The 23,072-nt window shown below is 65.8% G+C and carries 22 protein-coding genes; 4 read left to right on the top strand and 18 right to left on the bottom strand.

Features of this window, described 5'->3' with window-relative positions:
* Window positions 1-21: 21 nt before the first annotated feature.
* Window positions 22-1,011, bottom strand: a complete 990-nt coding sequence (locus ABC728_RS21335; RefSeq protein WP_416617413.1) for an esterase-like activity of phytase family protein — start codon at window positions 1,009-1,011, stop codon at window positions 22-24.
* 161 nt (window positions 1,012-1,172) lie between these two features.
* Between ABC728_RS21335 and ABC728_RS21330 the strand changes: the two genes are divergently transcribed.
* Both ABC728_RS21330 and ABC728_RS21325 read left to right on the top strand, forming a co-directional pair.
* A complete protein-coding gene (locus ABC728_RS21330) occupies window positions 1,173-1,439 on the top strand; it encodes a hypothetical protein (protein WP_416617414.1) in 267 nt (88 codons plus the stop codon).
* A 20-nt stretch (window positions 1,440-1,459) separates the two neighbouring features.
* A complete protein-coding gene (locus ABC728_RS21325; protein WP_416617415.1) occupies window positions 1,460-1,771 on the top strand; it encodes a hypothetical protein in 312 nt (103 codons plus the stop codon).
* A gap of 208 nt (window positions 1,772-1,979) precedes the next feature.
* On the opposite strand, the gene ABC728_RS21320 is transcribed toward ABC728_RS21325, so the two are convergent.
* From ABC728_RS21320 to ABC728_RS21275, 10 genes are all read right to left on the bottom strand, one after another.
* Window positions 1,980-4,127, bottom strand: a complete 2,148-nt coding sequence (locus ABC728_RS21320) for a TonB-dependent receptor domain-containing protein (RefSeq protein WP_416617416.1) — start codon at window positions 4,125-4,127, stop codon at window positions 1,980-1,982.
* A gap of 147 nt (window positions 4,128-4,274) precedes the next feature.
* The gene (locus ABC728_RS21315; RefSeq protein ID WP_416617417.1) at window positions 4,275-5,477 is read right to left on the bottom strand and encodes a TIGR03862 family flavoprotein; all 1,203 of its coding nucleotides are present in this window, start codon (window positions 5,475-5,477) and stop codon (window positions 4,275-4,277) included.
* 105 nt (window positions 5,478-5,582) lie between these two features.
* Window positions 5,583-5,945, bottom strand: a complete 363-nt coding sequence (locus ABC728_RS21310) for a methyl-accepting chemotaxis protein (protein ID WP_445376489.1) — start codon at window positions 5,943-5,945, stop codon at window positions 5,583-5,585.
* 228 nt (window positions 5,946-6,173) lie between these two features.
* Window positions 6,174-7,754 carry a phosphoglycerate dehydrogenase gene (gene serA / locus ABC728_RS21305; RefSeq protein WP_416617418.1) on the bottom strand — a complete coding sequence of 527 codons (1,581 nt, stop codon included), beginning with the start codon at window positions 7,752-7,754 and terminating at the stop codon, window positions 6,174-6,176.
* 166 nt (window positions 7,755-7,920) lie between these two features.
* Window positions 7,921-9,078: a phosphoserine transaminase gene (locus tag ABC728_RS21300; protein WP_416617419.1), complete on the bottom strand. Its 1,158-nt coding sequence runs from the start codon at window positions 9,076-9,078 to the stop codon at window positions 7,921-7,923.
* Window positions 9,079-9,240: 162 nt separating this feature from the next.
* Window positions 9,241-10,950 carry a hypothetical protein gene (locus ABC728_RS21295; RefSeq protein WP_416617420.1) on the bottom strand — a complete coding sequence of 570 codons (1,710 nt, stop codon included), beginning with the start codon at window positions 10,948-10,950 and terminating at the stop codon, window positions 9,241-9,243.
* Window positions 10,951-11,092: 142 nt separating this feature from the next.
* Window positions 11,093-11,569, bottom strand: coding sequence for a GNAT family N-acetyltransferase (locus ABC728_RS21290; protein WP_416617421.1), 477 nt, complete (start codon window positions 11,567-11,569; stop codon window positions 11,093-11,095).
* Window positions 11,562-12,344: a PhzF family phenazine biosynthesis protein gene (locus ABC728_RS21285; RefSeq protein WP_445376488.1), complete on the bottom strand. Its 783-nt coding sequence runs from the start codon at window positions 12,342-12,344 to the stop codon at window positions 11,562-11,564. The genes ABC728_RS21290 and ABC728_RS21285 overlap by 8 nt, the downstream gene beginning before the upstream one ends.
* Before the next feature lie 25 nt (window positions 12,345-12,369).
* The gene (locus tag ABC728_RS21280) at window positions 12,370-12,801 is read right to left on the bottom strand and encodes a GNAT family N-acetyltransferase (protein ID WP_416617423.1); all 432 of its coding nucleotides are present in this window, start codon (window positions 12,799-12,801) and stop codon (window positions 12,370-12,372) included.
* A 100-nt stretch (window positions 12,802-12,901) separates the two neighbouring features.
* Window positions 12,902-13,501 carry a LysE family translocator gene (locus ABC728_RS21275; RefSeq protein WP_416617424.1) on the bottom strand — a complete coding sequence of 200 codons (600 nt, stop codon included), beginning with the start codon at window positions 13,499-13,501 and terminating at the stop codon, window positions 12,902-12,904.
* Between the two features lie 215 nt (window positions 13,502-13,716).
* Between ABC728_RS21275 and ABC728_RS21270 the strand changes: the two genes are divergently transcribed.
* Entirely contained in the window at window positions 13,717-15,135 is a 1,419-nt protein-coding gene (locus ABC728_RS21270; RefSeq protein WP_416617425.1) for an aminotransferase-like domain-containing protein, read from the top strand.
* 11 nt (window positions 15,136-15,146) lie between these two features.
* Here the strand turns inward: ABC728_RS21270 and ABC728_RS21265 are convergent, their stop codons facing one another.
* The 7 genes from ABC728_RS21265 to ABC728_RS21235 all read right to left on the bottom strand — a co-directional run bounded on the left by ABC728_RS21265 (window position 15,147) and on the right by ABC728_RS21235 (window position 21,815).
* Complete coding sequence (locus ABC728_RS21265; protein WP_416617426.1) at window positions 15,147-15,908, bottom strand: nucleotidyltransferase family protein; 762 nt, start codon at window positions 15,906-15,908, stop codon at window positions 15,147-15,149.
* Window positions 15,909-15,927: 19 nt separating this feature from the next.
* Window positions 15,928-17,073, bottom strand: coding sequence for a dATP pyrophosphohydrolase (locus ABC728_RS21260; RefSeq protein WP_416617631.1), 1,146 nt, complete (start codon window positions 17,071-17,073; stop codon window positions 15,928-15,930).
* Between the two features lie 2 nt (window positions 17,074-17,075).
* A complete protein-coding gene (locus tag ABC728_RS21255; RefSeq protein WP_416617427.1) occupies window positions 17,076-17,870 on the bottom strand; it encodes a sterol desaturase family protein in 795 nt (264 codons plus the stop codon).
* A gap of 124 nt (window positions 17,871-17,994) precedes the next feature.
* A complete protein-coding gene (gene lptG, locus ABC728_RS21250) occupies window positions 17,995-19,077 on the bottom strand; it encodes an LPS export ABC transporter permease LptG (RefSeq protein WP_416617428.1) in 1,083 nt (360 codons plus the stop codon).
* Entirely contained in the window at window positions 19,074-20,366 is a 1,293-nt protein-coding gene (locus ABC728_RS21245; RefSeq protein ID WP_416617429.1) for an LptF/LptG family permease, read from the bottom strand. The genes lptG and ABC728_RS21245 overlap by 4 nt, the downstream gene beginning before the upstream one ends.
* On the bottom strand, window positions 20,363-20,815 hold the full coding sequence (locus ABC728_RS21240; RefSeq protein WP_416617430.1) for an HIT family protein: 453 nt from the start codon (window positions 20,813-20,815) through the stop codon (window positions 20,363-20,365). The genes ABC728_RS21245 and ABC728_RS21240 overlap by 4 nt, the downstream gene beginning before the upstream one ends.
* An 82-nt stretch (window positions 20,816-20,897) precedes the next feature.
* Window positions 20,898-21,815: a metallophosphoesterase family protein gene (locus tag ABC728_RS21235; RefSeq protein WP_416617431.1), complete on the bottom strand. Its 918-nt coding sequence runs from the start codon at window positions 21,813-21,815 to the stop codon at window positions 20,898-20,900.
* 84 nt (window positions 21,816-21,899) lie between these two features.
* On the opposite strand from ABC728_RS21235, the gene ABC728_RS21230 reads away from it, so the two are divergent.
* The gene (locus ABC728_RS21230) at window positions 21,900-23,072 is read left to right on the top strand and encodes a CDP-alcohol phosphatidyltransferase family protein (RefSeq protein ID WP_416617632.1); all 1,173 of its coding nucleotides are present in this window, start codon (window positions 21,900-21,902) and stop codon (window positions 23,070-23,072) included.

The raw sequence follows: 23,072 nt of genomic DNA, 5'->3' as shown, positions 1-23,072 counted from the left end.
TGGGTGCGGGGGCGGCATCCCTCATGGCCGCCATTCGAACATGGTCAGCAGCGTGCGCTGCAACAGGCTGTTGAAATTATCGTCCGACACCAGATAGACGGCGACCCCGCCATCGGGCAGGGCACGCGCGTCGATGCCTTCGTAATTTTCCGTCGCCATGGGGGATGCCAGGCGTGCGATCTCCCGCCCGGCCAGCACACCGCCCGGGACAAGCATGGCCGGCAGGTCGGCCGCCGGGACATGGACGATGCGACTGCCCCAGCCGCCCAGCAACCCCACCCGCCGTTCCAGCACCAGCAACCCGCCATCCGGCAGGCGCGCCGCATCGACAGGCAGGAACGGCGGCAACGCCCGGTAGCAGAGCTCGATCCAATCACCGGACCGGCCGACCCAGGCGCGGTGCAGCCCCTGCCCCTCCCCCCCTTCGGCAATGGCCAGCAACCGGCCGTCGGAAAGGGCCAGCAGGGTTTCCAGCCCGCTGTTGAAGGGCAGGTCGGACAGGCCGGCGGGACCTTCGACCGGCGTTGCCGGCACGCCGGCCAGCGCCGGCGGGTAATGCCAGATGCTGTGGCGGCGCTCCATGGAGACGGCCCATCCGTCCCCCGGCCAGTCGCCCAGCAGCGCCAACCCCTCCGTATCGTTGAAGAAACCCGGGAACGGCTGCCCATCGGGACCCAACAGCAAGGCGACCTGGAAATCCGACGCAGCGGCCAGCCTGCCCTCTCCATCATAGGAGAGCCGGCCGGCGATACGCCGTCCACGGTCGCTGATGGCCACGAACTGGCTGCCATCAGGGGCGACGCGCAGGCTGGACAAGCCACCGAAATCAGCATTGCCGTCACGCAGATGCAGGCTTCCCCGCCAAAGCAGTTCACCGGCCCGCGGCGCACCGACCGGTTCCTCCAGCAGGGCGACGGGCACGCTGGGCGGTCCTTCCCGGCCACTCGCACAGCCGCCGCACAGCAGGGCGAGCGACAGAAGCACCGGCAGCACGCAGACAGAGCGGATCATCGGTGGCATACTCCTTTCAGCGAATGGCACGAACGGCTTATGCCAATCGGTCAGGGCCGTTCAGTTCCCCTTCCTATCGCGACTGCGAAACGTTTATCCTCTCTCACCAGGAAATGGCATCCCTCGAAATCAGCGGGCAAAAATCGATGGGCATTGACAAGATGACAGGCATTGAAGCGGGCCCGGAACCTGAATTGTCGGGCGACACTGCGCGACTGGACCGGATCGAAGCGCGACTGGCCGTGCTGGAAGATCGGGTGGCCGGTGCCGGGGCTGCCGTCCCCCCGCCGCCCGAGCCGGCACCGGTTGTCGCCAGCGGCAAGCCGGAATGGCTGACCCAATTGAACGATTTCGTGCGCAACAACCCGGTGCTGGCCCTGATCGGCGTCATCATCGTGCTGGTGATTGCGTCGCACATTCTTGACTGATCAACGGGCAGGCGGGGCGGATGAGCAGTTACAGCTTTGAAATCACGATGAAGTTCAAGAACCGCGGCGACATGGAAAAGGCCGAGGACTGGATCAACGACAATATCAAGGGCCTGTGGGCGCTGGAATTCCTGGGCATGCAGGAAGAGATGAGCGTTGATACCGGCCTGCGGTCCCAGGTCCTGAATGTGCTGTTCAAGTTCGGACGGCGCGAGGATTTCGAGCGGTTCCGCAACGAATATGTCATGGGCAAGCGCCCCGCCGCCGCCGCAACGAAGAAGCCGAAAGTGCCGGAAAAGCCCAAGGGGTTCTTCGCCCGCCTGTTCTCCTGACCGCGCAGCGCCAGGCCCTGAAAACAAAGGCCCGGACGGTGCGCCGTCCGGGCCTTTGACGTCAGAAGGCCGCGCGCCCATGCACAAAGCCGCCGGATGGCGGCGCCCGACGCCTAAATCCGTCGGCACCAGCATCCGCTGGCTCGGGCGCGCCGCAGAACGGTGCGACGGTTGTCGCAGCCGAGGGTCTGATCAATGCTTATTCGAATCAGAAGTCGACATTGACGGACACCCAGAGCCGGCGGCCCTGCTGGTTGTTGTTGTATTCATTGGCATAAAGCGTGTTGGCACCACTGGCATAGGGCAGATAGCGCAGGAAGTTGCGGTCCAGCACGTTATAGACCGTGGCATTGATGGTGACGTTTTCCGACACCTCATAGGCGCCGCCGACATGGAACAGGTTGTATCCCTTGAAATTCCCCAGCCCGGCGCGGGCCACCGCGTCGCTGCGGAAACGCCGGGACCGGTATTCGCCCCGCACCCACGCATTCACCTGGTCGGTCGCCTGCCAGCGCAGGGCGGCATTGACCATGTGCTTGGGCGTGTTGGTCAGCGGCTGCCCCTTGGCCGCCCCGCTCTTCTGCTCGCTGTCGGTATAGGTGTAGTTGCTGGTCAGCGTCCAATCCTCGTGCAGCCGGGCCCGCAGAGCCAGCTCACCGCCCCGGGTCACCGCCTCGTCCACGTTCACGGACTGGCTGAACAAGTCTACGCGCGGCCAGTTGCCGTAATCCACACAACCCGGCCGGTTGGGCGATGCGGCAAAGGAACAGTTCAGCAGGCCGGGGCCACTGGCAATCTTGTCCTGAAATTCGTTGTTGAACAGGGTGACATTGCCCGACAGCCAGCCGCCATCATCGAAATAGGCGGCGATTTCCGTGCTGGTGCTGGTTTCCGGCTTCAATCCGGGGCTACCGATAGACGGGATCGTCCCCTGCCCCGTGAAGCCGGTGATGCCATCAGCCAACTGTTCCAGACGGGGGGTCTTGTACCCCCGGCTGACACCGCCCTTCAGGATCAGTGCCTGGGTCGCGTTCCAGACCAGATAAGCGCGCGGGCTGGTATGGCCGCCAAAGGAACTGTGATCGTCGTGGCGAACACCGACGGTCAGCGCGAAATCGGGCATGAACCGCCATTCATCCTCGGCGAACAACGCCCATTGCCGGTGCGTATAAGGTGCGGGGGCCACCCCATCCACCATCTCCGCGTCCCACCATTGGCCGCCCAGGGTCGCCGTATGATTGCCGATGCGGCCATTCAGCTTGGCGTCATAGATGGTGTTCTCCGACTCCAGCGTGCGGGGCGCGCCCGCCACCTTGCCGGGCGTTCCCGGCGGCAGGGTCCGGCCGATAGTTTCCGTCGTGTTGCGCATCACCGACGTGTCCAGCGTATAATCCGGCGTGATGCGCCAGGTATAGGCCAGCGTATATTGCTCACGATTGAAACGCTGGGTGGGGCCATAGCCGCCCTGGGTGCCGACCGTGCCCAACTGGTTGTCGCCATTCTCATATTTCTGCCAGGCGCCATCCGCGTCGAACCAGATGTCGTGATCGGCGTTGGGCGAGATGGTCAGGCGGGCACCGGCGGTGCGGATCAGCGCCTCCACGGGGCTGGGGCCACGCTTGGAAACCTCGATCTCATTACCGCTGGCATCCGCATAGGCCAGATCCGACGCACCGCGATCCAGCACCGAACCACGAAGCGCAAGCGCCACCTTGTCCGCCAGCAGCGGGCCATGGACATAGATGTTGGCCTGGCTGGTATTGCCGAAATCGGTGTCCTCGTTCAGGGTCTTGGACAGGCTGATGGAACCTGCCCATTCCTTGCCCGGCTTGCGGGTGATGATGTTGACGACGCCACCCATGGCATCGGAGCCGTAAAGCGTCGACATCGGGCCGCGCACGATCTCGATCCGCTCGATGGCCGACATGGGCGGCATGAAGCTGGTGGATGTTTCGCCAAAGCCATTGGGCGTGACACTGCCGGCACTGTTCTGACGGCGCCCATCGATCAGCACCAGCGTGTAGTCACTGGGCATGCCGCGCATGGAGATGTTGAGGCCGCCCGTCTTACCGGCCGTGTCACCGACATCCACCCCCTCGACATCCACCAGCGCCTCGGCCAGGCTGCCATAGGCCTTTTCCCGCAGGTCCTGCTGTCCCAGGACGGTGATGCTGGCCGGCGCCTCCACCAGCTTCTGCGCGAAGCCGGATGCGGTGACCACAATCTCTTCCGTCAAGGGGCGCTGGGCGACCTGGGTTGCGGGATCAGCGGATTGGGCCTGGGCGGCGCATGCCAGAACGCAGGCAGCCGTTCCCAGCAGCGCCGTCCGCATGGACGGCAACAGGGAGCATGTCATCACCACACCTTATGATGTTTCTTGAATACGCGAGACGATCCAACTGGCCGCCCTTTTGGCAGGCGACCATCTTATCGTCAAGCGTTGTTAAGAGAGATTCTCATTCTTATTGTCGTATGATGACAGACGCGCTATAGAAAAACAGGCTCACGTCAATGCGGCCGCGCCACGCGCAGCGGCGACAGCCGTGGCGTAGCAGCCCTGCAGAAGGTAACCGCCGGTCGGCGCTTCCCAATCCACCATCTCGCCACAGGCAAAGACGCCCGGCAGGTCCCGCAGCATCAGATTGCCGTCCAGCGCAGACAGCCTGATGCCGCCGGCCGTGGAAATGGCCCTGTCCAGCCCCCGCTGCCCCGCCAGCGGCACGGGCAGCGCCTTGACCAGGCCGGCCAGCACGGAGGCCCGACCCACATCCTGGTCGCCGCAAAATTCACGCAGCAGCGCCCCCATGGGCGGGGTCAGGGCCAGCGCCTTGCGCAGGCGGTTGGCGAGACTGTCTGCCGGGGGTACCCGCGCCAGCCGGTTCTGGACCTGGGCCAGGGTCATGTCCGGCTTCAGGTCGAGATGGATGACTGCCCTGCCCTGCTTGTCGATGGCCTCGCGCAACGGGGCTGACAGGGCATAAAGCGCGCCCCCTTCCAGCCCTGTCCGCGTCACCACCAGTTCACCGGGAACGGTGCGGTCCTGGAAATGGATGGCGACCCGCTTCAAGGGCTGCCCCTCCGCCCGCTCCAGAAAGCCTTGCGACCAGGAAAGATCGAAGCCGCTGTTCGACGGGCGGAAAGGCGCCAGCGGCACACCGCGCGCCGCCAGTATCGCTGCCCAGCCACCATCCGACCCCAGGCGCGGCCAGCTCGCCCCCCCCAGTGCCAGGATGGTGGCCGACGGCATGACGGACAGGGGCCCCGCGGCCGTATCGAAAGCCAGCGCCCCGTCCCCGTCCCAGCCCGTCCAACGGTGACGGGTGAACAGCTTGACCCCCAACCCGTCCAGACGTTGCAGCCAGGCCCGCAGCAGAACGGACGCCTTGAAGCTTTTCGGGAACACGCGCCCGGACGACCCGACAAAGGTTTCCACCCCCAGCCCATGGCACCAGCCGCGCAGGTCACTGGGCGTAAAGGCGCGGATCAACGGGTCCATGAAGGACCGCCCCGCACCATAGCGGGTGATGAACCGGTCCAGGGGTTCGGAATGGGTTATGTTCAGCCCGCCACGGCCAGCCATCAGGAACTTGCGGGCCGGCGACGGCATGGCATCGTGGATTTCCACCAGCCGGCCGGCCGCTGCCAGGGTTTCCGCCGCCATGAGGCCGGCCGGACCGGCACCGATGATCACGACAGGGCGGGGCATGGCAATTTTCCGTGGAGATGAAAGGGAAGCGTGAAGGGCGGCAGCAAAAAGCCAAGGGGCGGCACCGTCACCGGCACCGCCCCCCGATTTTGTCGCAGCGTTCGGTCAGGCGTGGGTGATCGCCCGCTCGACAAGCTGGCCCAGATGCTGGGTACGCTTGGTCAGGCTTTGCAGCACGGCAGAGATTTCGGCCGTAGCGGCGGCGGTCTGGCCCGACAGGTTCTTCACCTCGCCGGCCACAACGGCGAAGCCCTTGCCGGCCTCACCCGCACGCGCGGCTTCGATGGTGGCGTTCAGGGCCAGCAGGTTGGTCTGCTTGGCGATGGCGTCGATCTGCTGCGCCACGGTGCCGACCTTCTCGATCTCGGTCCGCAGGCCTTCCAGTTCACGGCTGATTTCCTGCAGGGCGGAGGACACCTCGCTCTTGCCGGCGCCGGAGAGATTGCTCAATTCGCTGCCGTACTTCATCTGCAAAGGCCTTGCGTCTATGGGTTGTCCGAAAAGGACCCGGGCCCAGCCTGGGTCTGCCAGACTTCATATCACAAACCGCAGAGAGTGATCGTTACGATTTTCCACGCCCGCCATCACTTTTGGAGGGGTGGCGCCGATGGAAAGGGGGCAGGCCGGCTGCTGAAAAGAAAAGGGGGAGGGCCGGCGCCCTCCCCCTTTCCCGGACGGCTGACCGCCCTTTCCGGATCAACCGAAGGTCAGGGCCGTGGCGCGCACCACGCTGGGCAGTGCGCGGATGGTGGCCAGCAGGTCTTCTCCCACCTTCTGGTCAACCGACACCAGGCAGATGGCGTTCGCGCCCGGTGCCGTGCGACCCAGATGGAAGGTGGCGATGTTGACGCCGGCGTCACCCAGGGTGCTGCCCAGCTTGCCGATGAAGCCCGGCTTGTCCTCGTTGCGGACGAACAGCATGTGCGGGGTGACCTCCGCTTCGACGGGGACCTCCTCGATCTCCACCAGGCGCGGCTTGTCGCCGCCGAACAGGGTGCCGGCCACCGACCGGGTGCGCTGTTCGGTCTGCACGATGACGCGGACCAGGGTCTGGTAATCGCCGGCCACCTCGCGCTTGGTCTCGCTGACCTTGATGTCGCGTTCCTTGGCGATGACGGGGGCGTTGACCATGTTGACCGATTCCATCAGCGGGCCCAGCAGGCCCTTCAGCACGATGGCGGTCAGCGGACGGGTGTTCAGTTCCGCAGCCTGGCCTTCATACTCGATGGTCACGGCCTTCAGGCCCGTCTCGGTGATCTGACCCGCGAAGCCACCCAACTGCTCGGCCAGCTTCATGTAGGGGCGCAGCTTCGGCGCATCCTCCGCCGACACCGACGGCATGTTCAGCGCGTTGACGACGGCGCCGTTGACCAGATAGTCGGCCAGCTGCTCCGCCACCTGCAGAGCCACATTTTCCTGTGCTTCGGTGGTGGAGGCGCCCAGGTGCGGGGTGGCCACGACCTTCTCATTGCCGAACAGCGGGTGGGCCTTGGCCGGCTCCTCCGCGAACACGTCCAGCGCGGCACCGGCAACATGCCCGGCCTCGATGGCCGCCTGCAGCGCCTCTTCCACGATCAGGCCGCCACGGGCGCAATTGATGATGCGCACGCCCTTCTTGGTCTTGGCCAGCGCCTTGGCATCCAGGACGTTCTTGGTGGCCTCGGTCAGCGGCGTGTGCAGGGTGATGAAGTCGGCGCGGCGCAGCAGGTCGTCCAGTTCCACCTTCTCCACGCCGATTTCCGTGGCGCGCTCCGGCGACAGGAACGGGTCGAAGGCGACGACCTTCATCTTCAGGCCGATGGCGCGGTCGGCGACGATGCCACCGATATTGCCGCAGCCGATGACGCCCAGCACCTTGCCGAACAGTTCCACGCCCATGAAGCGGTTCTTTTCCCACTTGCCGGCATGGGTGGAGGCATTGGCGGCCGGGATCTCACGGGCCAGCGCGAACATCATGGCGATGGCATGTTCGGCGGTCGTGATCGAGTTGCCGAACGGCGTGTTCATGACGACGACGCCACGGGCCGTGGCGGCCGGAATGTCGACATTGTCGACACCGATGCCGGCGCGGCCGACAACCTTCAGGTTGGTGGCGGCGGCCAGGATTTCCTTGGTCACCTTGGTCGCCGACCGGATGGCCAGACCATCATACTCGCCGATGATGGCCTTCAGCTCATCGGGCTTCAGGCCGACCTTCACGTCGACCTCGACGCCGCGCTCCTTGAAAATCTCGACGGCGCGGGGGGAAAGGCTGTCGGAAATCAGAACCTTGGGCATGGGAATGTCCTTCGCATGGAGATGCGGGATATCGTTGGAAACGGGGTCCGGCTCGCACTGGGTCACCATTTGCCCTTTGTGCCTTCCCCCCGCAAAGGCAGGGGAAGGCACTTCACAGCAATGGTTGCGCCAAGCGGCGTTCGCCGGAACAGCAGAAAGTTCGAAATCAGCCGGCCTTGACCGTCTCATAAGCCCAGTCGAGCCAGGGCAGCAACGCCGCGATGTCGGCATTCTCCACCGTGGCGCCGCCCCAGATGCGAATGCCCGGCGGGGCATCGCGGTAGGAGCCGGCATCCATGGCCACGCCTTCCTTCTCCAGCAGGCTCGTCAGCTTCTTGGCGATATCCGCCTGCGCCTCGGCCGGCTGCGCCGTCGCCCAGGGGTCGACGATCTTCAGGCAGATGGAGGTGCAGGAACGGCTTTCCACCGTATCGGCCAGGAAATCGACCCAATCGGTCCCGGCGACCCAGTCGGCCACCAGCTTGAGGTTGCTTTCCGAACGGCCGACCAGCCCTTCCAGACCCCCCACCGACTTGGCCCAGTTCAGCCCGTCCAGCGCATCTTCCACGGCGATCATCGACGGCGTGTTGATGGTCTCGCCCTTGAAGATACCCTCGGTCAGCTTGCCGTCCTTGGTCATGCGGAAAATCTTGGGCATCGGCCAGGCCGGCTTGTAGCTTTCCAGCCGGGCCACGGCGCGCGGCGACAGCACCAGCATGCCGTGCGCGGCCTCGCCCCCCAGCACCTTCTGCCAGGACCAGGTGACGACATCCAGCTTGTCCCACGGCAGGTCCATGGCGAACGCGGCAGACGTCGCGTCGCAGATGGTCAGACCCTCACGGTCGGCGGCGATCCAGTCACCATCCGGCACCCGCACGCCCGATGTCGTGCCGTTCCAGGTGAAGACCACGTCACGGCCGAAATCGACCGTGGAAAGGTCGGGCAGCTTGCCATAGCCGGCGGTCAGGGTCCGCACGTCCTGCAGCTTCAGCTGCTTGACGACGTCGGTGACCCAGTCCTTGCCGAAGCTTTCCCACGCGACCATATCGACGCCGCGGGCGCCCAGCATCGACCACAGCGCCATTTCGACGGCACCGGTGTCGGAAGCGGGAACGATGCCCAGCCGGTAATCGGCAGGAATGCCGAGGATTTCCTTGGAGAGGGCGATCACCTGCTCCAGCTTGGCCTTGCCGGGCTTGGAGCGGTGGGAGCGGCCCACGAGCGCGCCCTTGAGGGCGTCGATCGTCCAGCCGGGGCGCTTGGCACAGGGGCCGGACGAGAATTGCGGATTGGCGGGGCGATTGCCCGGCTTCGGCGCAGCCATATGGCTATTCCTTCCAGAATAGTAGCGTCCCGTTGGGGGGACGTGACCCGCCGCCGAAGCTATGGACTTGGCCCGCACCCGTCAATGGGGCATCGCCGTGCGCGTATCGGATTGCTGCCCTGCGGGGTGCGCAGGGGAAAGATTATTCCAGCCCGGACCGCGTCATCCCATGGGTAGCATCGATTTGTCGACCAGACCTGAATCGAGCATGGCGCTGCACAGCTTGAAATAGGCGTCCCGGCGTTCCTGCGCACCGGCGAACCGTTCCAGATAGTTCAGGATGAATTCCGGCCGCTTGAGCGCCTGGGTCAACTGGTCGGCCGCCAACTGCCGGGCCCGCCCTTCCGGCAGCCCGCCGCACAGGCGGACAATGGCCAGGATGCGGTCGGTATAGTTCATCGCCTGGTTGGCCAATATCTCGGTGCGGACATTGTCGAAAATGGCAGCATCCAGGATTTCCGCCATTTCCCGTTTCGGCGCGGCGGGCATGCCCGACATCACGATGCGCCGGGCCAAAGTGCCCAGCGTCTTGATCGCCTCCATCCGGTTGCCGACCTCACGGATGAAATCCTCCGGCACGATCAGACTGCGCAGATATGTTGCCACCTTCGCCTTGGCGGCGTCGCCGGGGGCGGTTTCCGCCAGGGAAAGAACGGTCTCCGCCCTGGTGACGGCGCCGCGCAGCGGGCCGATCAGGTCGGACATGGATTCCGGCTGGATCAGGCGGTCGGCCCGCTGGGCCAGCGCCTCCAGAACCTCTTCATCCCGGGCCAGAACGGGAGCATGCCGGCGAAGGTGGCCGATCACTTCCACCGTCGCTTCCATCTCGTCCCGGATGCCGCGGTCGCTGCGCAATGGCAGGCGCGCATGCAGGTGGCGCAGCAGGCCCAGGCGCAATTCCGCCATGGTGCGCGGCAGCACCCCTTCTGACAGAAGCAGTGACAGGGCTGCCACGCCGGGCGGCTGCTCGTTGCGCCCGCCCGTGCCGAGATTGCCGGCATAGAGGTCAATGGCGTTCAAGACCAGGTCCAGGCGCGACTTCTCCTGCCCGGCCAGGTCCTTCAGTGCCAGCGGCGACGACATGATCTCCGCCGCGATGCTGTCCAGGATGCGCATTTCCCGCACCGACAGGTCGGGCGTGGCCAGCAGGAACAGGCGATCCAGCTTCTCCACCCAGCCCTTGGCATCGGCCAGATAGGCGGCCACGGCCCGATACAGGCAATGATCCAGCCCCGCCGCCGGCCCCTTGTACTGGTCGGCCACGGCCACCAGGCCACCTTCCCCGATCCGGGCGGGCGGAACGGTCTTGGCATTTTTCACCAGTGCGGCCAGGGCCGTGTCGGCCAGGGCCATCAGTTCCTTCATGCGCGCCACGGCGGTCTGCTTGGTACCCCGCACCTGCACAGAGGCGACGCGCTGCAAGGCGCCCTGCAGGATGGTGCCCGCCCCATCCAGCACGCGGGCATTCACCTCGTAATTCAGAACCTCCAGCGGCGTCATCCGCTTTTCGTCCAGGAATTTGGCGAAGAAGGTCCGGAAGATCTGACGCTGCACATCCCCCATCAGGTCTTCGGGCTTCTCGCACCAGGAGGCGTCGCGGCCGGGATTGGCCCGGGCCAGCGGATCGACCTCCTGCACGCCATTACGCAGGCGCTTGACCATGGTCACCGTGGTGGTGAAGCCATGATCCTTGTAGTCGGAACGGCGGACAAGCCGGATGCCATCCACCTCGTTGCGCTGCACCAGCAGCGCAGCGGAAGGTTCCAACTGGCGAAGATCGGGAGACTCCCGAACGACCAGCCAGATGTCGCCGTGAAAGCTATGCAGCTCGTAGACCGTTTGGACGGCACCGATGAGTTTCTGTTTGTCCACAGGCCCTGGCTCGAAAATAGCCGTCCACGCAGCCGGCCATCCCCCTGATGGCCGGCGTCAACGGCCGGGTGGTCTGCAAGCCCCGCCATTTTGCTCAATTCTCCATCCGGGGTAAACAGTGTAATCGGGTCGATCACGCCTATCACGTTAGTGGTAGTGCCGATTCCGGCGCGGCAGGCCGCCACATGGCCCGGTCCGGCTGGTCCAGCGGCCTAAATCCATAGTGCCGGTAAAGCCCGTGGGCATCGACGGTGAACAGCAGGAAACGGCGCAAGCCCATCCATTCCGGCCTGTTCACGACCGTCCCGACCAAGAATTTGCCGAATCCGCCACCCCGCAGGCCGGGATCGATCCAGACATCGGCGAGATAGGCGAAGGTCGTGTGATCGGTAACGATGCGGCAATAGCCGGCCTGCCGCCCGTCATCCAGATAGAGCCCGACCGGCACCGAATGGCGGGCAGCCTTCACCACCTTCTCCCGGCTGATGCCCGGTGACCAATAGCTGCTGGCCAGCGACCGGTGGATGAAATCGAAGTCCAGCCGCGCAGGATCGCTGGACACCACGCACCCATCGTCCCGCCGCACCTCCCAGACCCCACAGGCGGGCGCGTCAGACATGGATGGCACCTTCCAGATAAAGCACGCCGCGCCCGGCGATATGCACGCGCTCGCCCAGCAAGCGGCAATGCAGCCGGCCGCCACGGGCGGAAAGCTGCCGCGCCTCCAGCCCATCCCGGCCCAGCCGCGCGGCCCAATAGGGGATCAGGCTGCAATGGGCCGATCCCGTCACGGGGTCCTCCGGAATACCCTCCGCCGGCGCGAAGAATTGGGAGACGAAATCCACATCCTCCCCCGGTGCGGTGACGATCACCTTCCCGGCGATGGCCGACAGCAGGGCGAAATCCGGTGTCAGGCCACGCACGGCGGCAGCGTCGGGATAGACGATGAACCAGTCGCGCGCTGCCAGCACCTCCACCGGATCAGGCCCTCCCAGGGCACGCAGCAGATCGGCCGGGGCCGTGGCCGGTGCCGGCGCGCGGGTGGGGAAATCCAGCGTGTAAAGGTCGCCGTCCCTGGACACGCGCAGATCACCCGCCACCTTCGTATGGAACAGCAGCTCGGTCGCCTGGGGATCGATGAAGGCGGTGATGACGAAGGCCGATGCCAGCGTGGCATGCCCGCACAGATCAATCTCGCCCGTGGGCGTGAACCAGCGGATGCCCCAACCCTGTCCCTGCCGCACAATGAATGCGGTTTCTGACAGGTTGTTCTCCATCGCGATGGATTGCATCAAGGGTTCCGGCAGCCATTGCTCCAGCGGTACGACGGCTGCGGGGTTGCCGGTGAACAACCGGTCGGCAAAGGCATCGACCTGATAAAGGGGCAGGCGCATGTCGGTCTCCGGTCGGGACCCCGTCTCACAGGGTCGTGAAGTCGAACGCATTGTCCAGCGGGGTCAAACCGGCCTGGGGGTAATAGCTCATCGCGCCGGGAGCCGAGAGCAGCAGGCAGCGCAACGGCCAGCGCCCCGGTTCCACACCGCGGGACGCGGCATCGCGCGTTTCCCGCATCAGCCGCTTGCCGATGCCACGGCCCTGATGGGCGGCATCGACCGCCAGATCGGACAGATAGCAGCAGAAGGCGAAATCCGTGACCGACCGCGCGACGCCCACCAGCAGACCGCCAACCCGCGCCGTCACGATCAGGTTGGCATGGCGCAGCATGGCCTCGATGCGCGCGGGATCGTCGATGGGCCGGCGCTCGGCCAGGCCTGAGCGCTTCAGCACATCGATAAATTCCGCTGTCCGCAACCGCGTTTCCACCGCATAGACGACAGGCATTGACACCATGACAATCCTCCCCGCCCAAAGGCAATCGGACTGGCCAACCTTAAATACGGATACAATTGGCGCAGGAGTCCGATCAATGTCACATTTGTTACGATGACAATTACAACAATAGAAGCGCTGTCGCGGCCGTGGCCAGACCCAGGAAGCCGTTGAACAGCCGGAGTTGGAGATCATCGCGCAGCCAGCGTCCCATCCCCTGCCCGAACAACGCCCAGACGAGGGTAAAGGGCATGCCGACCACAAGGAACATGCAGGTGATGGCCAGCACACTGCCCCATTCGCCCAGTTGCGGCATGCGGAAAATGGCATGTACGGAAATGGCCATGGCCAGACCCTTGGGATTGATGAACTGGAACGCCGCCGCCTGCCAGAATCCCAGCGGCCGGGACCGGGCCCCCGCCTCTGGCCGGCCGGCCGTGCCGATCTTCCAGGCCAGGTAGAGCATGTACAGGACCCCGCCATATTTCAGGACAGGGGCCAGCAGGGGTATCGCCAGCATCGCCGCCTCACCGCCAATGCCTGCCAGCAGCAGGAGTGTGCCGAAGCCGGCCACGATGCCCAGGATGTTGGGCAGGGTGCGCCGCAGGCCGAAGGTCGCCCCGCTGGCCGCCAGGATCATGTTGTTAGGCCCCGGCGTCACAGAAGAAACAATGCAGTAGACCGCCAGTGCCATCAGCGGTTCGATCAAGCCCTTATCCATCGCCCTGACCTCCGGCCATATCCCAGAACGGAATTGCACCTTTCGACCTGCGATAATTGTCACCCAGCATTTCGCAGGCGGCACATTGATACCGTGCATTTCCTTGGATAGAATGGCGGCAAAACAGCGTCAATCTGCGGATTGCAACTGGCAACCATGCAACAAGTGGGACAATCGCCGACCGCAGCGCGGCAGACAGCACAGGAGCGTCAGCCATGAACCAGCCCGCCACCATCCGCTGGCAACCCGCCATGGCCGGCCGGGCCGGCCCGCTCTATCGGGCCATCGCCGCGGCCCTGGCAGAGGATATCGCCAATGGCACCCTGCCGCCGGGCACGCGCCTGCCCACCCACCGCGACCTGGCCTGGGATTTGAAGGTGACCGTCGGCACCATCACCCGCGCCTATCAGGAGGCCGAGCGGCAGGGGCTGATCGGGGGCGAGGTGGGGCGCGGCACCTTCGTGCGCGATCCCCGCCGGCTGGTGGACGCCACAGTGGAAGCCGGCGGCCTGCTGGAACCGGCCACGGGGCTGATCGATCTGTCGGTCAACGCCACGGCGCTATGGCCCGATGCCGCGGCCCTGGCCGCCGCGACCCAGGCCGTGGCGCAGCGGCCCGACCTGACGGCGCTGATGTCCTATCAGACACCCCTGGGCCACCCGCGTCTGCGCGCGGCCATCGCCGACTGGCTGGCCGATACGGCCGGCCTGCATGTCACGGGCGATCAGGTCCTGCTGGCGGCCGGGGGACAGGGTGCGATGCAGGTGGCCCTGGCCGCCGTGACCCGGCCGGGCGACACGCTGCTGGTCGAACAACTGACCTATCCCGGGATGCGCACCCTGGCCCTGCATCTGGGACTGCGGCTGGTACCCGTCCCCATGGATGGCGAGGGCCTGTTGCCCGACGCGGTGGAACAGGCGGCGCGCACCCATGGGGCCCACGCTCTCTATTGCATGCCGACATTGCAGAACCCCACGACAGCAACCCTGTCCCTGGAAAGGCGGCGGGCGCTGGTGTCGATGGCCCGGCGCATCGGGCTGATGCTGGTGGAGGATGATGTCTATGGCTTCCTGAAACAGCCCGCCGTTCCGACCCTGGCCAGCCTGGGGCCGGACGTGACGCTTTATGTCAGCAGCCTGTCCAAATCGCTTTTTCCCGGTCTGCGCACGGGCTATGTCATCGGCCCGCGTCCCTTGTTCGATCGTATGGCCACCGTGCTGCGCGCCACGATCCTGACCCCGGCCCATCTGGGCACGGTGGTGGCCGCCGAACTGATCGACAGCGGGGAGGCCGGGCGGATCGCGCAGCGTCGACGGGCGCTGGTGGCGGAACGACAGGGCCTGACCCGCACGCTGCTGCGCAGCCTGGATCTTTCGGCTTCCGACCCCGACGTGACCCATGTCTGGCTGCCATTGCCGGACAATGTGCGCCGCGACGATCTGGTGCGCGCCGCGCTGGAACACGGGGTCAAGATCACCTCGGCGGAAGCGTTTGGCGTCGGCAAGGCAGAGGTCCAGAACGCCGTGCGTATCTGCCTGCTGGGCGTGGACCATGCCGGCCAACTGGAAAGGGGCGTATCCGTCCTGGACGGGCTGATCGCCAACCCCGTGGCCAGCAGCGCCACCCTGGTTTAGGAACCGGCGCCTCAGGACAGCAGCCGTTCCACCAATTCCATGTCCGCCGCCTTGTCCACATCCACGGCAGCCAGGCCGAACGGCATTTCCACGACCGCCGGCCGCGCCCCGGTGATCCGGCCCAGACGGGCCAGCGCCATGGACAGGGTCAGCCGGCCCAGCAGGAACCGCAGCACGGACAGCGGCCCCAGCAGCCGGATCATGCGCAGTGGATTCTTCCGTTGCGCCTCCACCTGCCGCCAGGTCCGCGCCACACCCATCGCCGCCGCGGTGCGGAAGGCGAAGAGGTTGCACCCGGAAAACGCCCCATCGGCAAACCGCAGATAGGTGCGCTGCGTTTCCGCAACGGCGGCCTGGACGACATGATCGCGCGCCAGACCGACACAGACATCGGCATCATCAGGCAGGTGGGCCAGGAAATGTTCCACCCATTCGGGCTGCAAAAGCGCGTGGTCGGCGGTGGTGACGAACAGCGGCGTGCCCAGGCTGTCCAGGGCCGCGCAGACGGTCAGGCTGGGGCTGCCCGCAGCCGGCAGCAGGGCGATGCGCCCGCCGGCCAGCAGCAGGCCCAGTTCGGGATGGTCGCGGACCAGTTCCGGGCGCTCGATGGCGATATGGATCGGGCCCACGGCCGGCGCGGCCACCAGCGCGCGCACCACCCGGACCAGCATGGGCACCCCGGCGACGGGGGCGAAGGCCTTGTGGCTGACGCCCGCCAGCATCGCCACCGGGTCGGCCGCCCCGCGCGAGCCGGCGAGAACCAGCGTCGTCATTCCCGTCACGGCCATCCCGTCACAGCGCCTTTTCGTAGAGACGATAGGTCTTGTAGCGCTCACAGCCGATGGTCTCGATGATGCGGCGCATGGGCATGTTGTCTTCCAGAATCCAGGACAGCTCGATCCAGCGATAACCCAGGGCGCGCGCCTCCCGCCGCATCCCGTCGATGACCAGGAAGGGCAGGACGGCCGCCAGCCAGCCCCCCACATCCCGGCGGACCCCCATCAAGGGCACCCGCGCCGACTGGACACCCTTGACCTTCAGCCGCCACAGCATCTTGAACAGGCCGAACGGCAGAAGCCGGCCATTCAGGTCGAAGATCGCCTCGTTCAGGTTGGGCAGGGCGACGCCGAATGCCACAGGCTTCCCACCCAGTTCGGCAATCCAGACCAGACGCGGATTGATCAGGGGCTTCATGGATTTGGCCATGTGCCGGGTTTCCGCCGCCGTCAGCGGCACGAAACCCCAATTGCCGGCCCAGGCATTGTTGAAGATATCGGTGATGGTCTCCAGTTCCTGGTCATAGCGCTTCATGTCCAGCATGCGCACGACCAGATTGTGCGGCAGCCGCCGGCTGATGACGCTCCGCACGGCCTGGGGCAATTCGTTGCCGATATCGTGGAGATAGGCGAAAACGTCCTTCGCCTTTTCCAGGCCCGCCGCTTCGATGCGCGCGCCCAGATAATGGCGGTCATGCCCCATCATCAGCATGGGCGGCCTGTCCCAGCCATCCACCAGCAGGCCCGTCTCCTCGTTGATCGACAGGTTGAACGGTCCCAGCATGCGCCGCATGCCCCGCACCAGCAGCCAGTTGCCGGCGGCGCTGAACAGAGCATCGATGACGGCCTGATCATCCTCCGCCGCCAGCAGGCCGAAATGGCCGGTGGCATCCTGCCGTATCTCCAGGCCGGACCGGTCGATCTGGGCAGAGATGCGGCCCACGACCTGCCCATGGCGCCGGGCCAGGAAGAAAGCCGCCTCGGCATGCTGGAAATAGGGATTGTGCTTGGCCGAAAGGGCTTCCTTGCGTTCCAGCAGCAGGGGCGGCACCCAGTTGCGGTCGCCCTTGTGCAACCGGTACGGCAGACGGATGAAGCGATCCATGTCCTTCGGGTCCGTCACCGCGCGGACGTCGACCCGAACAGGATCACCATGCAGCACGCTCAAGATGCGGCCTTCAGTCCATCGCCGCCGCCGGCGCCACCACCCGGTGCCGGCGGACGCGGGGGCCGGTCACGCGGCGGCGCGCCGGTCAACTCCATGACCCAGGGATAACGCTCCGCCTCGTCAAGGTCATAGCCCAGGTTGAACACCGTGGGGCTGCGCGGCTTCTGCCTTGCCTCACCGTAATAGCTGCCGAACAGCATGTCCGGGCCATAGGCGATGATGCCGTAATTCCCGTCCTCGTTATGGAAGTGATGATAGAGGTGGAGCTGCTTGATCCGGGAAACCCAGGCCCAGCGCGGCTTGTAGTTCAGATGCTGGATGCAGTGGAAGAACTCGTAGATGCAGGTCGTGACCAGCCCGGTGGACAAGGCCGCCGCCGCCCCGGTCCGGCCGTCGATCAGCCAGCCCACAGGCAGGGTGACCAGGGCGATGGTCGGCAAGGTGTTGGCCAGGCTGCCGAACAGGACCTCCAACTTGTGCGGGTCCTGGTGATGGTCGAAATGGATGCGTTTCCACAATCCGGCGGACCATTTCATCCGGTAGAGCCAGCGGCCGTGCAGGATGTAGCGGTGGATACCGTACCAGGCCAGCGGATAGATCAGCGAGGCGACCAGCACGACCAGCCCCAGCCGCCACCAGCTTTCCACCCAGGCCAGGGCAAGGATGCCGGCCACCATGGCCAGCAGGCCGTAAGCCTGGATGGCCGGATATGTGGAATAGGCCAGCGCCAGTTCCCGCAAATTCATCTTGCCGAGGTCATAGCTGCGGCCGCGCCAGGCATCGCCCCACATGCCCCTACCCTTTCCCAAACGGGACGGCGTGCCGCCCCTTCTGTCATCGTGCCGTCAAACTATGCCCCGGTCGCCCCGCCTTCAAGCCCGGAACAGGGGTTTCCTCTTGCGACATGGTGGCCGCCTACCCTTCCACATAGACCATGATGGCACCACCGATGGCCGCGAACAGCAGCAGTGGCGCCCAGACGGCGATGAGTGGCGGCAGCACACCCGCCTGCCCCATGGACCCCAGAATGCCGGCCGACAACAGGAAGACCAGCCCGATGACGGTGCCCAGCGCCATGCTGCCCATGGCCCCGCCGCGCCGGCGCATGCCATGCGCCACCGGTGCGGCCAGCAGCAGCATGACCAGGGAAGCGAGCGGAGCTGCATAGGTGGAATGCAGCCGTGTCGCATAGAAGGCCGGGCTTTCACCGCCGGCCCAGGTGCCACGGACGATCCGTATGAGCCGGTGGATGGAGATATTCTCCATCGGCTTGCTCAGATCGACCATGTTGCCCGGGGACAGGGACACGTCCCAGACCATGCCGTCATCATGCTCCACCCGCACGGGATCGCCGATATGGGTGCGCACCACGCCGGTCAGCCGCCAGACGCGATCGACATATTCCCCGCTCTGCGCCGACATCAGGGCCGTGGCCCGGCCGGCCGCGTCACGGTCGACGACCTCCAGCCCCTCGAACCGGCGCCCGTCCTCAGCGATGGAGGCGACGCGCATGATGCTGCCATGCAGCCGGAACCAGACCGGCTTGGCCGGCTCGTCATCCGCCCCCTCGTCGGGCAGCGCCGTCTCGTTCCACCAGGTGACGAACGCACGCTCGGCCCGCGGTGCCACCTGATCGGCCAGCAGGAAATGCCCGATGGCCACGATCAGTGCTGCCGGCAGCAACGCGCCCATGATCTGATAAGGCGTCATGCCCACGGACCGCATGGCCACGATCTCGTTCGTCGACGCAAAGGTCCAGAGCGTGGACAGGGATCCGATCAGCACGGCCAGCGGCACGATCCGTTCCACCACCATGGGCAGACGGATGATCGTGTAATGCATGAGCCCGCCGGCCCCCAGTCCCCGTTCCAGCACGGTGGAAGCGGCATCCAGCAGATCCAGCAGCTGCAGCAGCGCGGAAAGGGCGATCAGCACCGACAGGACACGGATCAGGAAGGTGCGCGTCAGGTAGCGGGTGATGGTACTGCGATGGTTCATGGCTGCGTTCCCCCCGGCGCTCCGCCGGGCCCGCCTGTCCCTGTTTCTGTCCCGCCGCCCTTGCGTCGCCGCCGTGGGATCAGGCGGCGGACAAAGGCGCCGGCCGCATCGATGGCATCGAACAGCGCGGCGAAGGGATTCTCGCCCGGCCGTACCTCGGCCCGGTGGAACAGCCAGCCGCAGAGAAGACAGAAAAGACCGAACGGCACCCACACGCCGATGACAGGCGGCACCCGGCCCACATCGCCGAGGCTTTCACCCAACTGCACAAGATGGTGATAGACGATGAGGATGAGCGTGGCCAGCGCGATGCCCTGGCCCCGCCGGGCCCGTTTGGCCGCCATCCCCATGGGCACGGCCAGCAGCGGCAGCAGCGGCAGGGACAGCGACCGGGCCAGCCTGGCATGGAATTCCGCCTCCACCCGGCTGCGGACCAGAATGGATTGCGGGTCGTGCATTTCCGACCATAGTTCCGTGATGGTCAGTTCGCGCTCGCTGCCGCCCCGCTCCCGGAACGGCTCCGTCACCAGCCGGAAGGGCCGGTCCAGCGTGAGCTCGCCGAATTGCAGCACCTGGCGCCGGCCATCGGGCAGAACACGGATCTGCACCCCATCGCGCAGGGTCATCAGCACGCGCTGCCGATCGGCGGTGGCGGCCAGGGCGCCCGTGGTCGCCGTCGTCACCCAGACCTCGCCATTGTCGCGGTCCTGCTGGACAAACACCTTTTCCAGCCGCCGGCCCGTCACATCGACCATATCGGCGCTGATCGTCAGCCCATCGCCGGCATCCACAAAGGTGGATTGCGGCACCGTGGCATCCCAGGCCGCATTCACCACCAGATGGAACACGGCGCTGTAGCCATAGCGGCCATAGGGCTGCAGGTAGCCGAACAGCAGAATTGAAAAGGCCATCAGCACCGCACCCAGCGCCAGGAATGACCGTGCGATTCGGGGCACCGACAGGCCGGCGGATTGCAAGGCATCCAGTTCATTGTCCTCCCCCATGCGGGCGACGACGACGAACATGGAAATGAAGAATGCCGCAGGCAGCGCCAGCCCCAGATAATGCGGCACCAGATTGGCCACCAGCCGGACCACCATGTCGAACGGACCGCCATGGTTGGCCAGGAGATCGAACAGGCGCAGCAGCCGTTCCATCAGCAGCGCCACCAGCACGACCGCCAGCGACGCCAGAAGCGGCTTCAGCGTCTCCGTCATGATGTAGCGGTCGATCAGCCGCGTGCTGTGCAGCTTGAAATTACGGGCGACCGGCGGCGGTGAACCGTTCACGTTGCATCCACCCACAAGGCCCGCAGGTCAGTAACCAGCGCCGCCAGCACGGCGGCGTCCAGCGCCATCGCCTGCCCCAGGGCCGGCGGCCCGGGCCAGCCGGCATCGGCAAAGGAAAGCCCCCTGTAATCCCGCGTTCCGTCATACCGGGGGATCACATGGAAATGAACGTCCGGATCGACCATCATCAGCATCAGGTAATTGATCTTGTGATAACCAACGAAACGCCCCAGCACCTGTTCCACCCGCGCCACCACCTTTTGCAGGTCGGCAAAGGCGTCCGGCGACAATTGGCCGAACGCCGTCACGGGCTCCCGGCAGACCAGCACCAGCGACCCCAGGGCCGGCTGCTGCGGCCGCACCTGCACCGACCAGGCAGCGGTTTCGGCGACGACACTGGCCGGATGGCCGAATTTCAGCATGGTCGCGTTTGGGGGCATATCGGTCATGGCGCTGGGACTCGGGAGCGGAATTCAACAATGGCGGCACTTTAGTGGCAACAGACAACGGTGGCAATCGGGCCGAACACCGTCAGCCGCGGGGCAGCCGCAGGGACCAGCCCCCCAGCGCCGTGACCGGGCCGTCCCGGTGCCGGGCGCCGCGCACTTCCACCTGCACCCGCCAATCACCGGCGTCGGTGTCCACCGTCACATGATGCCAGCGGGCCGGCATGTCATGCCGCCAGCCGATGGCCGAGGCCGATGGCGCCGTCAGGCTGGGAATGGGCCCCGATGGCCCCTTCACCTGTGACAGGTTGGCCACATGGGCATGGCCGTGCAACAGAATCTCGGCACCTGTACGGGCCAGCAGGGAACGCAGTTCGCGGCGGTCGGTCAGCCCCTTGCGGTTGGAGACGACGCCATCGCCCACCGGGTGATGCACCATCAACACGCGGAAAAGCCCGCGCCGGCCCGCATCGGCCAGCATGTCGCCCAGCCGCTCCATCTGGGCGGCACCCAGGCGCCCCGTCGCCAGAAGCGGTGCGGTGGGCACGCCGCTGTTGGCACCGATGAAGGCGACGGAACCGCGCTGACGCAGATAGGGAAAGGACGGCACGGCCTGCGGGTCGGCATCGTCGCCGCGCATATGATCGGCCCACAGCCCCAGCCCGCGCTCGACGGGCACTTGCACCATGGCGTCATGGTTGCCCGGGACATAGCTCACATCCTCCGCACTTCCCAGTGACCGCAGCCATGCGGCACCGCGCGTGAACTCACCGGGCATGGAGATGTTGGCGATGTCACCCGTCACGGCCCAATGGTCCACGCCCTGCGACCGGATGTCCGCCACAATGGCGGCCAGCATGTCCGGCGTATGGGCATGCCGTCGCTTGCGTTGCCAGGACTGGTAGCTGAGCGTCCGCTTGGACAGCCATTCCAACCCGCGGGGACGGTCGGGCGCCAACGGCAGGTGCGGGTCGGAAAGATGGGCAAAGCGGAAGGGTTGCATGGGCGACACCCTACATTGTCGCACAGGCGATAGGCAAAGCTCCCGTCAGGCTGTATGAAGACGGCCAGGAAATCCCCCTTGATCATGGTTCACGCCTTGTCCGCCGAAAACCCCGCCCCCGATGCCGCCCTGCCGATGGCCGCCACCATCGGTGACAATCCCGTCCGCCTATGGGGCATGACCTCCGCTGAACGGTTGCGCCGGCAATGCGTGCGTAACGGCGTGAAGGAGGTGCGGGCCTGGGACGGTCAGGATCATGGCAGCAGCCAGCTTCTGCTGCGGACCGACTGGGTCTTCGACGAGGTGCTGGTCCGCGACCTGATGCGCAGGCCGGGCACCATCCTGGTCGATGCGCGCAACCGGGAACCCGTGGCCGCCCATGTTTCGGCAGCCGATGCAGCGGCGGCGGCATCCATGCTGAACAATTCACGAGTCGTTCCGGACGAGCTGGCCGGGCGGCTGCGCGTGCTGGTCCCGGACGATCTGTCCTCCAGCTATAATCATGCCCTGCGCAAGCGGGAGGCGCCGTTCCTGCTGCGCCTGACGCCCGAGGCGCTGCCGAGGATCGAACAGCGCATGTTCGCCGGCAGCTACAAGGGCGTCACCGACATCGTGACCAAATATGTCTGGCCCCTGCCGGCCCGCCACGTCACCAAGGCCTGCGCCGTGGCCGGCATGACCCCCAACATGGTGACGGGCATCGGGGCCATCCTGATGCTGCTGGCGCTGTGGCTGTTCTGGCAGGGGCATTACCTGCCCGGCCTGGCGGCCGGATGGATCATGACCTTCCTGGACACGGTGGATGGCAAGCTGGCCCGTGTCACCCTGACCAGCAGCAAATGGGGCAACATCTTCGACCATGGCATCGATCTGGTCCATCCGCCCTTCTGGTGGTGGGCCTGGGCCGCGGGCCTGCCGGCGGCGGGATTTGACATGCCGGGCGGCATGGCCCTGGCGCTGACCGTCATCTGGGTCGGCTATGTCTCCCAGCGTCTGCAGGAAGGCTATTTCATCAAGGTCTTCAAGATCGACATGCACACCTGGCGGCCGTTCGACAGCTTCTTCCGGCTGATCACGGCACGCCGCAATCCCAACCTGATCATCCTGACCCTGGCCACGCTTCTGGGCCGGCCGGATATCGGCATGGTGGTCGTGCTGGCATGGATCGTGCTCTGCTTCGGCGTCCACATGGCCCAGATCGTCCAGGCGCATCAGGCGGCCCGCAAGGGCCCCATCCAATCCTATCTGTCGGCCTGA

Source organism: Niveispirillum fermenti, assembly GCF_052474395.1.
The sequence above is the reverse complement of the archived record's forward strand: the minus strand, read 5'-3'. Positions and strand labels throughout refer to the sequence as shown.

Bases quoted from the DNA above. Each gene is read 5' to 3' on its own strand.
- ABC728_RS21300 (WP_416617419.1), bottom strand. From the start codon at position 9,078: ATGGCTGCGCCGAAGCCGGGCAATCGCCCCGCCAATCCGCAATTCTCG.
- ABC728_RS21310 (WP_445376489.1), bottom strand. From the start codon at position 5,945: ATGAAGTACGGCAGCGAATTGAGCAATCTCTCCGGCGCCGGCAAGAGC.
- ABC728_RS21240 (WP_416617430.1), bottom strand. From the start codon at position 20,815: ATGACCGATATGCCCCCAAACGCGACCATGCTGAAATTCGGCCATCCG.
- ABC728_RS21275 (WP_416617424.1), bottom strand. From the start codon at position 13,501: ATGGATAAGGGCTTGATCGAACCGCTGATGGCACTGGCGGTCTACTGC.
- ABC728_RS21265 (WP_416617426.1), bottom strand. From the start codon at position 15,908: ATGACGACGCTGGTTCTCGCCGGCTCGCGCGGGGCGGCCGACCCGGTG.
- ABC728_RS21230 (WP_416617632.1), top strand. From the start codon at position 21,900: ATGGTTCACGCCTTGTCCGCCGAAAACCCCGCCCCCGATGCCGCCCTG.
- ABC728_RS21290 (WP_416617421.1), bottom strand. From the start codon at position 11,569: ATGTCTGACGCGCCCGCCTGTGGGGTCTGGGAGGTGCGGCGGGACGAT.
- lptG (WP_416617428.1), bottom strand. From the start codon at position 19,077: ATGAACCATCGCAGTACCATCACCCGCTACCTGACGCGCACCTTCCTG.
- serA (WP_416617418.1), bottom strand. From the start codon at position 7,754: ATGCCCAAGGTTCTGATTTCCGACAGCCTTTCCCCCCGCGCCGTCGAG.
- ABC728_RS21285 (WP_445376488.1), bottom strand. From the start codon at position 12,344: ATGCGCCTGCCCCTTTATCAGGTCGATGCCTTTGCCGACCGGTTGTTC.
- ABC728_RS21255 (WP_416617427.1), bottom strand. From the start codon at position 17,870: ATGTGGGGCGATGCCTGGCGCGGCCGCAGCTATGACCTCGGCAAGATG.
- ABC728_RS21280 (WP_416617423.1), bottom strand. From the start codon at position 12,801: ATGGTGTCAATGCCTGTCGTCTATGCGGTGGAAACGCGGTTGCGGACA.
- ABC728_RS21315 (WP_416617417.1), bottom strand. From the start codon at position 5,477: ATGCCCCGCCCTGTCGTGATCATCGGTGCCGGTCCGGCCGGCCTCATG.
- ABC728_RS21330 (WP_416617414.1), top strand. From the start codon at position 1,173: ATGACAGGCATTGAAGCGGGCCCGGAACCTGAATTGTCGGGCGACACT.
- ABC728_RS21325 (WP_416617415.1), top strand. From the start codon at position 1,460: ATGAGCAGTTACAGCTTTGAAATCACGATGAAGTTCAAGAACCGCGGC.
- ABC728_RS21320 (WP_416617416.1), bottom strand. From the start codon at position 4,127: ATGACATGCTCCCTGTTGCCGTCCATGCGGACGGCGCTGCTGGGAACG.
- ABC728_RS21335 (WP_416617413.1), bottom strand. From the start codon at position 1,011: ATGATCCGCTCTGTCTGCGTGCTGCCGGTGCTTCTGTCGCTCGCCCTG.
- ABC728_RS21270 (WP_416617425.1), top strand. From the start codon at position 13,717: ATGAACCAGCCCGCCACCATCCGCTGGCAACCCGCCATGGCCGGCCGG.
- ABC728_RS21235 (WP_416617431.1), bottom strand. From the start codon at position 21,815: ATGCAACCCTTCCGCTTTGCCCATCTTTCCGACCCGCACCTGCCGTTG.